General features: G+C 66.9%; 11 protein-coding genes. 6 read left to right on the forward strand and 5 right to left on the reverse strand.

Translation table 11 applies throughout. The features are described 5' to 3' along the window. Positions 1-26: 26 nt before the first annotated feature. From PSR88_RS13130 to PSR88_RS13145, 4 genes are read left to right on the forward strand one after another with little or no spacing between them, the layout of a single operon-like run. Positions 27-872 carry a DUF4097 family beta strand repeat-containing protein gene (locus tag PSR88_RS13130; protein ID WP_016882502.1) on the forward strand — a complete coding sequence of 282 codons (846 nt, stop codon included), beginning with the start codon at positions 27-29 and terminating at the stop codon, positions 870-872. 30 nt (positions 873-902) lie between these two features. Beyond that, positions 903-1,859 carry a daunorubicin resistance protein DrrA family ABC transporter ATP-binding protein gene (locus tag PSR88_RS13135; protein WP_016882501.1) on the forward strand — a complete coding sequence of 319 codons (957 nt, stop codon included), beginning with the start codon at positions 903-905 and terminating at the stop codon, positions 1,857-1,859. Continuing rightward, positions 1,856-2,689, forward strand: a complete 834-nt coding sequence (locus PSR88_RS13140; protein WP_011595311.1) for an ABC transporter permease — start codon at positions 1,856-1,858, stop codon at positions 2,687-2,689. The genes PSR88_RS13135 and PSR88_RS13140 overlap by 4 nt, the downstream gene beginning before the upstream one ends. A gap of 41 nt (positions 2,690-2,730) precedes the next feature. Next, complete coding sequence (locus tag PSR88_RS13145; protein ID WP_016882500.1) at positions 2,731-3,957, forward strand: cytochrome P450; 1,227 nt, start codon at positions 2,731-2,733, stop codon at positions 3,955-3,957. Here the strand turns inward: PSR88_RS13145 and PSR88_RS13150 are convergent. Next, positions 3,932-4,750, reverse strand: coding sequence for an alpha/beta fold hydrolase (locus PSR88_RS13150; RefSeq protein WP_016882499.1), 819 nt, complete (start codon positions 4,748-4,750; stop codon positions 3,932-3,934). The two genes, PSR88_RS13145 and PSR88_RS13150, sit on opposite strands and share 26 nt — an antisense overlap. A 77-nt stretch (positions 4,751-4,827) precedes the next feature. Here PSR88_RS13150 and PSR88_RS13155 point away from each other — a divergent pair, with 77 nt between their 5' ends. After that, positions 4,828-5,739 (forward strand): amidohydrolase family protein, encoded by a 912-nt coding sequence (locus tag PSR88_RS13155; protein WP_016882498.1) that lies wholly within the window; start codon positions 4,828-4,830, stop codon positions 5,737-5,739. Between the two features lie 79 nt (positions 5,740-5,818). Beyond that, the gene (locus PSR88_RS13160) at positions 5,819-6,709 is read left to right on the forward strand and encodes an alpha/beta fold hydrolase (RefSeq protein WP_029539146.1); all 891 of its coding nucleotides are present in this window, start codon (positions 5,819-5,821) and stop codon (positions 6,707-6,709) included. A gap of 9 nt (positions 6,710-6,718) precedes the next feature. Here the strand turns inward: PSR88_RS13160 and PSR88_RS13165 are convergent, their stop codons facing one another. The 4 genes from PSR88_RS13165 to PSR88_RS13180 all read right to left on the reverse strand — a co-directional run bounded on the left by PSR88_RS13165 (position 6,719) and on the right by PSR88_RS13180 (position 12,289). After that, positions 6,719-7,174: a hypothetical protein gene (locus PSR88_RS13165; protein WP_016882496.1), complete on the reverse strand. Its 456-nt coding sequence runs from the start codon at positions 7,172-7,174 to the stop codon at positions 6,719-6,721. 5 nt (positions 7,175-7,179) lie between these two features. Further along, positions 7,180-9,126 (reverse strand): primary-amine oxidase, encoded by a 1,947-nt coding sequence (locus PSR88_RS13170; RefSeq protein WP_016882495.1) that lies wholly within the window; start codon positions 9,124-9,126, stop codon positions 7,180-7,182. Then, a complete protein-coding gene (locus tag PSR88_RS13175; protein WP_011595317.1) occupies positions 9,123-10,613 on the reverse strand; it encodes an APC family permease in 1,491 nt (496 codons plus the stop codon). Before PSR88_RS13175 ends, PSR88_RS13170 begins: the two co-directional genes overlap by 4 nt. A gap of 170 nt (positions 10,614-10,783) precedes the next feature. After that, a complete protein-coding gene (locus PSR88_RS13180; RefSeq protein ID WP_029539145.1) occupies positions 10,784-12,289 on the reverse strand; it encodes an aldehyde dehydrogenase family protein in 1,506 nt (501 codons plus the stop codon). Positions 12,290-12,559: the final 270 nt, after the last annotated feature.

The following is a 12,559-nucleotide window of genomic DNA, read 5'->3' on the forward strand; positions in this document are numbered from 1 at the left end:
CACCAACTCATCCTGAGGGGACAGCTATGCCCAATTTCGATACACCCGAACCGATTTCCGTCACGATCGAGCTCGGCGTCGGCAATGTGCGGATCACCGGGAGCGACCGCACCGACACCACCGTCGACGTGCGCCCGAGCGACGAATCCGACGAGTCGGACGTGCAGGCCGCCCAGCGGGTCCGCGTCGACTACGCGAACGGCGTGCTCCAGGTCATGGGGCCGAAAGCGCGCGTTCTCGACTTCTCCCGCAAGTCCAGGTCGGTGGAGGTGTCCATCGACCTGCCCAGCGGTTCGCAGGTTTCCGGCGAGGTGCAGGTAGGAGACCTCAGCAGCACGGGCCGGCTCGGGCAGTGCCGGTTCAAGACCTCCACCGGGAACGTCCGGCTCGAGCAGACCGGTCCGTTGCGAGTGGACACCGCGGCCGGTCACGTCACCGCGGACGGTGTCGCGGGCAACGCCGAGATCCGCACCGGCTCCGGGAAGGTCCGCATCGGCGAGATCGAGGGCTCCGCAATCGTCAAGAACTCCAACGGTGACACCGTGATCGCCGCGGTCACCGGCGACGTCCACGTGCGCTCGGCGAACGGCGACATCTCCGTCGACCGGGCCGGCGCGAGTGTCGAGTCGAAGACGTCCAACGGCAGCATTCGCCTCGGCGAGGTGGCCCGCGGTTCGGTCGAGCTCGGGACCGCGATGGGCGACCTGGAGATCGGCATCGCCGAGGGCACCGCCGCCTGGCTCGAGGTGAACACCAAGTTCGGCCAGGTACGCAACCTGCTGGACAACACCACCCGGCCCGAGGCGTCCGACGAGACCGTCGAGATCCGCGCGCACACCTCGTTCGGCGGCATCACGATCCGTCGTTCCTGATCCACTTCTGGACTTCGAGAAAGGGAAACCATGACCACCAGGCAATCTCAGCCGGCCATCGCGGTGACCGGGTTGCGCAAGTCGTTCGGCGACCACGTGGTGCTCGACGGCATCGATCTGACCGTCCCGCAGGGAACGGTCTTCTCCCTACTCGGCGCGAACGGCGCCGGGAAGACCACCACGGTCAACATCCTGTCCACCTTGATCAGCGCCGACGCCGGTGACGCCCGAGTCGCCGGCCACGACCTCACCCGCGAATCCGACGCGGTGCGCGCCGCAATCGGTGTCACCGGCCAGTTCTCGGCGGTGGACAACCTGCTCACCGGCAAGGAGAACCTGCTGCTGATGGCGGATCTGCACCACCTCGCCCGCAGCGACGGCCGGCGGCGCGCCGCGCAGCTGCTCGAACAGTTCGACCTGGCCGACGCGGCCTCGAAGCCGGTCTCGACCTACTCCGGAGGCATGCGGCGGCGGCTCGACCTCGCGATGACCCTGGTCGGCAGCCCGCGCGTGATCTTCCTCGACGAACCGACCACCGGCCTGGACCCACGCAGCCGCCGGGCCATGTGGCAGATCGTCCGGGACCTGGTCGCCACCGGCGTCACCATCTTCCTGACCACCCAGTACCTGGAGGAAGCCGACGAACTGTCCGACCGGATCGCGGTCCTCGACCACGGCCGCCTGGTCGCCGAGGGAACCGCGGACGAGCTCAAGCGCCGCATCCCCGGGAGCCACGTCCGCCTGCAGTTCGCCGACCCACGCGGCCTCGAAGCGGCCGAGCGCGTCCTCGACAAGGTCTCGCGCGACCCCGACGCGCTCGCCCTCCGTGTACCCAGCGACGGCAGCCTCCGCTCGCTCAAGACCCTGATCGACCGGCTCGACGACGAGGCCGTCGAGGTCGTCGAGCTGTCCGTGCACACCCCCGATCTCGACGACGTCTTCCTCGCCCTCACCGGCAACCCCCACAACGAGAAGGTGACCTCATGATCAGCGCCCCCGCCCACACCCTCGCCGAGCCGGCCCCCGCGGACCTCCGGTTCCACCCGCTGCGCGACTCGGCAACGATGCTGCGCCGCAACCTCGATCACATGCTGCGGTACCCGTCGATGACCGTGACTCTCGTCGGAATGCCGGTCGTCTTCCTGCTGCTGTTCGTCTACGTGTTCGGCGGCACGTTGGGCGCAGGGCTCGGCGGGGTGTCCGGCGGGCGCGCCGAGTACGTCAACTACGTTGTGCCCGCGATCATCCTGATGACCGTGACGGCCGCGGTCCAAGGCACAGCGATCTCGGTCGCGATGGACATGACCGAGGGCATCATCGCCCGGTTCCGCACCATGCACATCGCACGCGTCTCGGTGTTGACCGGACACGTGCTGGGCAGCGTGATCCAGGCGATGCTCAGCGTCGCGATCGTGATCGGAGTGGCACTGCTGGTCGGCTTCCGGCCGACCGCGGGGGTGGGCGCGTGGCTGGCGACTGCCGGCTTCCTGGTGGTGGTGACGTTCGCGCTCGTCTGGCTCTCCGTCGCGCTCGGCCAGGTGAGCAAGACCGTCGAGGCCGCGAGCAATGTGGGTATGCCGCTGGTTCTGCTGCCCTTCCTCGGCAGTGGGTTCGTCCCCACCGACTCCATGCCTGCCGGGTTGCGCTGGTTCGCGGAGTACCAGCCGTTCACCCCGATCATCGAAACCCTGCGCGGCCTGCTCATGGGTACCCCGATCGGGAACAACGCATGGATCGCGCTCGGCTGGTGCGCCGTCATCGCCCTCGGCGGATACCTCTGGTCGAAAAGGCTTTTCAACCGCGAGTACTCGCGGTAGCGGCACGGCCCGCAACTGACACTGCCACGAAAGGACATCCGATGAGTAAAACGGTCGCCGTCCCGTACGGCCTCCCCATGGAACGCGATGCGGGCCCCTTCGACCCGCCCCGGCAGATCACCCGGCTGCGCGAGACTCGTCCCGTCAGTCCCATGGTCTTCCCCGACGGTCACGAGGGCTGGCTCGTCACCGGCTACGACGCGGTCCGCCAGCTCATGGCCGACACCCGGTTCAGCTCCCGCCAGGACATCGGCATTCTCCACGTGCCGTACGACACCCCCGGCATGCCAGCCGCCACCGAGCCGTCCCCGCAGATGCCGGGCGTGTTCATCGCCATGGACCCGCCGGACCACACCCGGATGCGGCGCAAACTCACCGGCGCCTTCACCGTCAAACGCATGAAGCAGCTCGAAGACCACATCATCGACGTCGCCGAGCGGCAACTGGACGCGATGGCGCGCCTGACCCCGCCGGTCGACCTGGTCAAGGAGTTCGCGCTGCCGGTGCCCTCGCTGGTGATCTGCGAACTGCTCGGTGTCCCCTACGTGGACCGGGACAACTTCCAGGTCAACTCCGCCAAGTTCCTGATCAAGGACCAGCCGCTCGACGACAAGATGGCCGCGTACGGCGCACTGAGCACGTACCTGGCCGATCTGGTCACACACAAGCGCGCCGCCCCCGGCGACGACATACTGTCCGATCTGGCCCGCGATGACGACCTCACCATCGAGGAGCTGACCGGTGCCGCCTTCCTGCTGCTGCTCGCCGGCCACGAAACCACCGCCAACATGCTGGCGCTGGGCACCTTCGCGCTGCTGGAGAACCCCGAGCAGCTGACGGAACTTCGCACCGACCCGGACCTGCTCCCCGATGCCGTCGAGGAACTTCTGCGCTACCTGTCCGTTGCCGACATCTTCTATCGCTACGCCACCGAGGACATCGAACTCGGCGGCGAAACAATCCGCGCGGGATCGACGGTCGTCGTCTCGTTGCTGGCCGCGAACCGCGACCCGCAGCGCTTCGACAACCCCGACACCCTCGACATCCGCCGCAAGGCCCGCGGTCACCTGTCCTTGGGCCACGGCGTCCATCTGTGCCTGGGCCAGCAACTGGCCCGTCTCGAGATGCGCGCCGGATTCGAGGGACTGCTGCGCCGCTTCCCGACCCTGGGGCTCGCCATCCCCGCCGGCGACGTGAAACTCAGGACCGACATGAACATCTACGGCGTCCACGAACTGCCGGTCACCTGGACGGAAACGTCCCGGTAGAACCATCGGCCGAGCGCGTCAGCCGATCCAACCAGTCGCCGAACAGGGCGGCGAGTAGTTCAGGCCGCTCGTGCATGAGTGCATGACCGACGCCATCGACGACGGCCAGGGTGGCGTGCCGGTAGCGCTCGAGCAATTCGGCCGCGTCGGTGTACCCGACGACCGAATCGCGGCGGCCCGCCACGAGCAACGTCGGTCCCGAGAACGCACTCGACCCGACGTCGACCGTCCACCCGGCGAAGATGCGCCCGAGGGCATCCTCGTCGACGAGCGTCGTACCCGGCAGAACATGGTCCCGGTAGCGGCGAGCGGTGGCCGGCGTGCGCACGACGAAGTACTCGTCGAACCCCGCCCTCTGCGCATGTTCGAGTTCGTCGTAGGCATCGGCGTCCTGGCGAACCACGGCGTGATCGGGCACGTGTCGTGACCGCTCGGTGACCGGACACAACAACGCCAGGCCGCGCACCGTGTCCGGTCGCTGTGCGGCCACCCCGCGTGCCAGGTACGCGCCGTAGGAATGTCCGACCAGCAACACCGGGCCCGCACCCAGACTGTGGATGAAGTCACCGAGCAGCGTCACCACATCGTCGTTGCAGGTCAGGCCGCCGGTTGTCGAGAGGCCCATCCCCGGCAGGTCCGGGTAGATCCGTCGGTATCCCGTGCCGGGAACGACGGCCTCGATCGCCGCCTCGATCTCACGATGATCGACGCCGGCTCCGTGCAGAGCCACGAGCGGCACGCCGATGCCGTGCTCGACGTAATGGACCAGGGCTTCGTCGATCCGGCGTTCCATGTCGACACCTTAACGATCCACGCGACCACACGCGCCGCGCTCGACCAATTGCCCGATCCCACGTCGACGACTGAAATATGCTGCGTGAGGTGGACATTGTCGATGCTCATCATCATTTCATCAACCTGCCCGACCTCGCGTACCCGTGGATCGACAGTCGCCCACCCCCGCTCACCGCCTTGCTGCCGAACTACTATGACGCTGCGCACCGGTACCTGCCTCACGACTATCGGACACAGGTCGAGGGAACGCCCGTCACGGCCTCGGTCGCGTGCGAGTTCGGTGCTGCAGACGGAGTCGCGGAGGCCGTCTGGATTCAGCATTGCGCCGACCGTGCCGGTGTGCCGAACGCCTTCATCGCGGCCGTGCAGCTCGATTCAGGCGATCTGACAGGCGTTCTCGCGCGATACGGGGATCTCCCGGTGGTCCGGGCTGTGCGTCAGCCGCTGTACTGGGCGGCCGACCCGATCAAGCGCCTGGGTGCGCGCGGCGACTACCTGTCAGACCCGGCCTGGCTGCGTGGATTCGAGCAGGTCGCCGATGCGGGGCTGGTGTGGGATCTGCTCGTCTACGACGAGCAGCTACCCGCCACGCACGAACTCATCGCCGCGTATCCCGACACCACGTTTGTATTGGAAGCGGCCGGTTGGCCGGTCGACCTCACTACGGAGGGCTTCACCCGTTGGGAGGAACGCCTCGCGGCAGTGAGTCAGTTTCCGAACGTCGTCCTCAAGTTGCAGGGAATCGCCCTCATTTTCGGAACATCCCTGGAGGCGATCGGTCGGTGGGTCCGGACGGCCCTCAGCATCTTCGGCGCCGGGCGATGCATGTTCGCCTCTCACTACCCGATCGACCATCTGCTGTGGGATACCGAAACCATGGTGTCCACCGTCCAGGCAGCACTCGGCGGCTTGCCGTCGACAGAACAAGCACTCTTCTTCGGCGAAACCGCACGACGGGTGTACCGCCTGCCCGCCGGTGATGTCTAATGGGGATTGATCGGAGTACCTGCAGTTTCGACGCCGCCAATCCACTTTCGGCGTCCGGCCAACGCTGTGAGGAGTCCACGTGATGCGAGAGGCCAGTATCCGGGTCGGCGACCGGACCATCACGTATCTCGAAGCCGGTGACCCGGGCGGACCACTCGTGCTGCACAACCACGGCGGACCCTCGAGCCGACTGGAGGCCGAGCTGTTCGATTCGCATGCGAAGGCCAACGGACTGAGATTCGTGTGCGCGGACAGGCCTGGCATCGGCGGGTCCGATCCTCAACCGGGCCGCACCTTCGAAGGCTGGACCGATGACCTCCTGTTGCTGGCCGACTCCTTCGGCGCACAGCGATTCGCGGTGACCGGCTGGTCCGAGGGTGGACCGTGGGCCCTGGCGGCCGCCGCGTATCTGGACCCCGCGCGCCTGGTGAATGTCGTGTGCATCGCCGGTGGCAATTACGGAACGTTCGGATCGAACTGGGCCGCCAAGTATCTCAGCAGCGTCGACGCGCTGGGCGGCCGCCTGGCACTTCACTTCCACCCTGGTTTCACACTGATGTACGACGTGCTCGGTATCAGTGCCACCCACTTCGCGGACCGCTACGCGAAGGCGATCACGCAGTCGGCGTGCACCGCGGATCGGGAGGTGCTGTCTGACGAGAAGGTCCTCGACGCGTTCCTGAGGGCAGGGCGCGAGTGCTTTCGGCATGGCGCGGACGGACTCGTCGTCGACGCCACGATGCTCTACAAGGCCTGGCCGTTCGACGTGACGAAAGTGACGCGCCCCGTGCACTTCTGGCAGGGCAGCGCTGACACCCTGGTGCCTGAGATCATCAACAAGACGGTAGCGGACAAGACTCCCGGCGCTGTCTGGCACCCGATCAGCGGTGGTGGTCATTTCATTGCCGTCAGTCACGCGAACGACATTCTCGCACTGGTGGCGAACGATCTTGCGCCAGTGCAAAACTAATCCTCTCCGTCAGGCCGGGACTTCTCGAGCGTCGAGCCGAGTCTGGTAGAACAGCACCGTCACGGCGACGACCGCTTCGAGTGCGGCCGTCGCGAGTGCCGCCGCCATCGGAGTCGACATCGAATGACCCATCGGAGCCGACGCCGCCGCGTGCATCGCGTGCCCGTGGTGGCCGCCGCCACCGGATCCGGGACTCATCACGGTGACGTGCAACGCGATCATGCCGACGTTCATCAGCGCGACGAGACCCCAATCCCGGTGCGATCCACGCATCCACAGGTGCCGCGCGCAGTACAGGCATCCGAAGATCATCGCGACGGTCACCAGGCCGACCATCGGCGACGACGTCGCATGCTCACCGAGCGACGCGGCGTGGAGCCCTGCCGCGGCCACCGCGAGGACCGCGGCCGCCCGCCGCAACCAATGACTGGTGCGGCGGGCGATCGGAGAAAAGACGGCGGACACGACTTCTAGCCTTCGCAGCAGTGCTTCGCGGTGCTCGCCGGCACGTCCAGCGCGGGGTTGCGGTCGAAGAATCCGACCGGCTTCAGCGTGAACCCGGCATAGTCGACCGGCATGACCGGCCAGTCCTCGGGCCGGGGGAAGTGCGTCAGCCCGAACGTGTGCCACAGCACCAGGTCTTCGCCCTCGATGTCCCGGTTGCCCGCCACGAACGTCGGCAGGCCCGCCTGTCCCGGGTGCTGGTTGACGAAGTCGCCTGCGGGATAACGCTCGGACTCGTCGTATTGCGTGACCCACAGGTGCTTGGTCGCGAACGCGGCGCGGGAGGCGATCGAACTGGACGGGTCCGCCAGGAGCACCGGCTGACCTTCGGGGTGCAGCGCGTACCCGACGTCCTGCCCCAGCCGGTTCTGCTTGGTGGGATTGGTGATGTGCCAGACCCGGGCCTTGAGGTTGTCGGCGGTGCGTTGCCCCTCTGATTCGGTGGTCAGCTTGGTCTTCTGGCAGCGGAAGGCATTGCCCCACGGGTTCTCCGGACCCATCGGGACGGGCACGGCATCCACTTCCTCGACGGTGTTCACGTTGCCGTCGACGGCCATGTCGAGCCGGGCGGAGAAGAGGTGCTGGTGGAACGGGGCGCCGAGCCCGGGTGCCATCTGGGTGGAGAATCCCTCGGCGCCGCGGTAGGCGGAGGTGAAGACGATTCCGGTGGCCTTCGCCTCGAGTTCGATGGTGCCGTCGAGGTAGAGGTACCAGTAGAACCCGTAGTCGTAGTTGCCGATGGTGAGGAAGAACGAGATGACGAGGCGGCGCGAGCGGCGCGTCTCGGTCATGCCGTTGAACATGTCCGTGTGCTTCCACAGGACACCGTAATCCTCCTCGTGGAGGCAGATCGCGTTCTTCATGACGCGCGGGTCACCGGACTCGTCGGCGATCGTGACGTCGAAGTACTGGATCTCGCCGAGGCAGTCGCAGCCGAGTTCGAGCGAGTTGGTGTACCGGCCGAACAGGTACTCACCCTGGTCGAAGTAGTTCTGCCAGTACCGGACCGGGGACGGATCGGCGTAGGGAACCACCATCTCGGCGATCGAGGCACGATAGATCACGGGACGTTCCACTCCCCCGTCGTCGAACGAGAGCTGGTGCAGCGTCAGGCCCTCGCGCACATCGAAACCGAACCGGAACTTCCAGTCGGCCCACGTGATCTCGTTGCCGTCGACGGAGAAGCTGGCGCCCTCGGGTTGAGTGATCTCGATCGGCTTGAGGTCGGTGCGGGTGGTTGTCGCGTGCGGTTCGGCGTTCCATTCGCCGCGCTCGGCGGGCACGGGAAGCTCGATCTCGTCGACCACCTTCACGACGCGACGCGCGGTGAGATCGACGTAGGCCACGACCCCGTCGATGGGGTGCGCCCACGGCAGGTCCGCCTTGTCCTCCTGGTGGAAGGCGAGGACGCGGACGATGCGGTGCCCGACCTCGTCCTCGTGACCGAACACGCCCGCCGACAGGGGAACCGCCCGGACCTTCGACGGTTCGATGCCGCGCTTGGCCATCGCCGCGAGCCAGTCGGAGCTGCCGAGCAGGAACGCCTCGATGTCCTCGAACTCCTCGTCGAGGATCGGCACGTGGCCGTCGGTGGCGGAATCGACAGTAGTCGAGCTGATCACGCGGTTCTCCGTCACCGACACGACGAGGTCGGTGCCGATGCCGGTGGAGCGGTCGAGCAGCAGGATCCGGGCGCGTCGCTCGATCGGGTCGCCCGCGGTGAACGCGAGGACCGTCGACTTGTGCGGCTCGGCAAGCGCGACGAAGACGAAGCGCACGTTCTCGCCGATCAGCCCTTCGTCGGTGAGGAGTGCCTTCGCCGAACGGATCTCGTCCGCAGACAACGGAGTGAGCGGATGATCCGGGGCGGCGGAACCGACGGTGGCCGGGGTCTCGGTGGTGGCGGTACTCATCGTGCGATCTCCTTGTCGATGATGGTGTCGTTCGTGTCGTGCTGCGGTAGAGCGGTGTCGTGGCGTGCGGCGTGGGGTCGGAGTACGGCGACGGCTGCCCCGCCGGCGAAGGTTCCGACGAGCAGGACCCCGATGACGGCGGCGAGAGTGCTCGACCCGCCGACGAGAAGGGGAAGGTTGGCGACGGTCATGATCAGGAGCCCGGCCAGGCCGACGAGGCCGAGCAGGGGTGCGATGACGGTGTTCCACACCCGCCGGTCCACCCGCGTCCTGCCGAAGTAGACGAGGACGGCCACGGAGGTCAGGGTCATCAGTGCGACGATGCCGACCGAGGACACGCCGGCGAACCAGGCGAACACCTCGGTCACCGGGTCGAGTCCGGCGACGGCGGACGCGGCGATCAGGACGAGAGCGGATGCCGTCTGCACGACCGATGCGATGTACGGCGACGCGTGCTTGGCGTGCGAGCGGCCGCATCCCGCGGGCAGGGCCGCACTGTTCCCGAGGGAGAAGATGTACCGGGAAAGCACGTTGTGGAAGGACAGCAGGGCCGCGAACAGGCTCGTGATCAGGAAGATCTGAACCAGGTCGCCGGCGATCGCGCCCACATAGCGGGTGGCGGTCTCGGTGATCATCCCTTCCGGATTCTCGGTCGCGATGGCCACGGCACCCTCGTCGCCCCACGCACTGACCATCGCCCAGCTCGACAGTGCGTAGAAACCGCCGATGACCAGCAACGCCAGGTAGGTGGCCCGGGGGATGGTGCGGCCCGGGTCGCGGGCCTCGTCACGGAAGACGGCGGTGGCCTCGAATCCGATGTACCCGGCGATGGCGAAGATCAGTGCGATGCCGGGTGCTCCGGAGAAGAACTCGGCGGGGTGGAACGCCGCCGTCGAGAATCCTTCGTCGCCGCCGCCCCGGACGATGACGGCGGCGTCGATGACGAGGACGATTCCGACCTCGCAGACGAGCAGTACGCCGAGCACCTTGCCGGACAGGTCGATGTGCCGGTATCCGAGGATCGCAACCACGGCCGTCACAGCCAGGGCCCACACGTACCAGGGAAGTTCGGGGCCGCCGTGAGCGGTGACGAAATCGTTGACGGCGGCTCCGATGTATCCGTACACCGCACCCTGGACTGCCGTGTAGGACAGCAACGCGAGGAATGCGGAGCCGAGACCGGCATGCCGGCCCAGGCCCTGCGTGATGTAGGTGTAGAACGCGCCGGCGCCGGGGAGGTGCTTGGCCATCGCCGTGAATCCGACGGCGAAGAACAGCAGCACCACCGTGCAGACGATGTACGACGCGGGATAGGCGGCACCGTTGCCCGCTGCGATGCCCAGCGGGACGGTTCCGGCGATCACGGTCAACGGGGCCGCCGCCGCGACGACCATGAACACGATGGCACCCGGACCGAGGGTGCCTGCCAGTCTGCGAGTGGCGCCGTCGCTGACCGCACTCGAGTGCGTGGGGGCGTTGGTTGTCATGGCTTCCTTCGACTTTCACGAGGAGAGGGTCTGCGTGGAGGATCCGCGGTGAGCTCTGGAACGAGCATGTGACTGCGAGTTGTCGGCGCAGTTGCCGCTGCGTCACAGTCCGTCGACAGCAAATGAGAACGCACGCAGGACGATTCTCATTTCGAATCCGGTCGAGGAATCTAGAGTGCGATGTTGACGGACTTGCTCTGGGTGTATTCGGCGATGGCGCCTTCACCGAGTTCGCGTCCCCACCCGGACTGCTTGTAGCCGCCGAACGGAAGCGCCGTGTCGAACGCATTGTGGCAGTTCACCCACACCGTGCCCGCCTTGATCTCGGCGGCCACCTCGTGGGCGCGGGACACGTCCCGGGTCCACACGCTGGCGGCGAGGCCGTAGGGGGTGTCGTTGGCGGCCGCGCGGACGCCTTCCTCCCGGTTGAACGGCACCGCCACCGCGACCGGGCCGAAGATCTCCTCCTGGTACACGCTGAAGTCGCGGTTCACGTCGACCAGCAGGGTGGGCTCGACGTAGAAGCCGGTGTCGCCGTGCCGGTGCCCACCGGAGAGCGCGCGGGCACCGTCGGCGAGTCCGGCGTCGATGTATCCGGTGACCTTGCCCAACTGCTCCTGGGAGATCAGCGGGCCGACGTCGTTGGTGGGGTCGAGCCCAGGCCCGATCTTCTGCGACTTCGCGAAATCGGCTACACCGGAGGTGAATTCGTCGAAGATCCGGTCTTCGACGAGCAGGCGCGTTCCGGCCGTGCAGGCCTGGCCGTGGTTGAACAGGAACCCGCCGGCCACGCCGGGGATCGCAGCCTCGAGGTCGGCGTCGGAGAAGATCACCTGCGGGCTCTTGCCACCGAGTTCGAGGGACACCTTCTTCAGGTTCCCCGACGCGGCATTGACGATCTTCTTTCCGACCTCGGTCGAACCGGTGAACGCGACCTTGTCGACGTCGTCGTGACTCGACAGCGCCGCGCCGATGTCGCCGAAACCGGTGAGCACGTTGAACACGCCGTCGGGGACGCCGGCCTCGGCGATCACCTCGGCGAGGAGCAACGCGGTGAGCGGGGTCTGCTCCGCAGGCTTGAGGATCATGGTGTTCGAGCAGGTCAGCGCGGGCGCCACCTTGAACGCGGCCATCACCAGCGGGAAGTTCCACGGGATGATCTGTGCGCACACACCGACCGGTTCACGGGTGGTGAAGGCGTGGAAACGTGCTCCGGGCGCCCACGGCACCGACACGGGGATGGTGCGGCCCTCGATCTTGGTGGCCCAGCCGGCGTAGTAGAAGAAGATCTCCGCTGCCCACGTCACGTCGACGGCCTTCGCCACCGCCACGGACTTGCCGTTGTCGATCGACTCGAGCTGCGCGAACTGATCGGCCCGGGCCAGGATCCCCTCGCCGATCTTCCAGAGGATCCGCTGACGTTCCGCGGGGGTGAGCGAGCGCCACGGCCCGGATTCGAAGGCCCGCCGGGCCGCCGCTACCGCCCGGTCCACGTCTTCGATTCCGGCGTGCGGCACTGTCGTGATCACCTGTCCGGTGGCGGGATCGACCGTCTCGAACGTCCTGCCCGACGCCGAGTCCACCCATCGGCCGTCGACGAACATGCGCTTCGGCGACGAAAAGAAGTCGACGACCCGGGGGTCGAGTCCGGCTGGGGTGTGAACGACTGCAGTCATCATGTCCTCTTCGGTGGAGTGAATGAATCTGTGAATGAATCCGGCTTCTGCAGAACACTTTTGGCGGATGAGTTCACCTCGTCGTGCTGCGGCCTGAACCCACGATAAACCCCGGATGTGTCGCCGGTCACTACTAAATCCGGATGGGAATCAGCGGCTGCGGCATTCTCATTCGACTTTTCCGGCCGCCGCGCCGCCGATTCTCATTCCGGCTTTTCGGGTCGGTGCAGCTGATCCGCCGTGTGCGGCGTCGCAGGCCCCGGAATCGGG

The organism is Rhodococcus sp. DK176 (assembly GCF_038447315.2).
In the GTDB taxonomy this organism is placed as follows: Bacteria; Actinomycetota; Actinomycetes; order Mycobacteriales; family Mycobacteriaceae; genus Rhodococcus_F; species Rhodococcus_F jostii_A.

Excerpts from the sequence above, each read along its gene's own strand:
- PSR88_RS13155 (WP_016882498.1), top strand. The coding sequence starts at position 4,828 with ATGCTGCGTGAGGTGGACATTGTCGATGCTCATCATCATTTCATCAAC.
- PSR88_RS13140 (WP_011595311.1), top strand. The coding sequence starts at position 1,856 with ATGATCAGCGCCCCCGCCCACACCCTCGCCGAGCCGGCCCCCGCGGAC.
- PSR88_RS13150 (WP_016882499.1), bottom strand. The coding sequence starts at position 4,750 with ATGGAACGCCGGATCGACGAAGCCCTGGTCCATTACGTCGAGCACGGC.
- PSR88_RS13145 (WP_016882500.1), top strand. The coding sequence starts at position 2,731 with ATGAGTAAAACGGTCGCCGTCCCGTACGGCCTCCCCATGGAACGCGAT.
- PSR88_RS13170 (WP_016882495.1), bottom strand. The coding sequence starts at position 9,126 with ATGAGTACCGCCACCACCGAGACCCCGGCCACCGTCGGTTCCGCCGCC.
- PSR88_RS13175 (WP_011595317.1), bottom strand. The coding sequence starts at position 10,613 with ATGACAACCAACGCCCCCACGCACTCGAGTGCGGTCAGCGACGGCGCC.
- PSR88_RS13180 (WP_029539145.1), bottom strand. The coding sequence starts at position 12,289 with ATGACTGCAGTCGTTCACACCCCAGCCGGACTCGACCCCCGGGTCGTC.
- PSR88_RS13135 (WP_016882501.1), top strand. The coding sequence starts at position 903 with ATGACCACCAGGCAATCTCAGCCGGCCATCGCGGTGACCGGGTTGCGC.
- PSR88_RS13130 (WP_016882502.1), top strand. The coding sequence starts at position 27 with ATGCCCAATTTCGATACACCCGAACCGATTTCCGTCACGATCGAGCTC.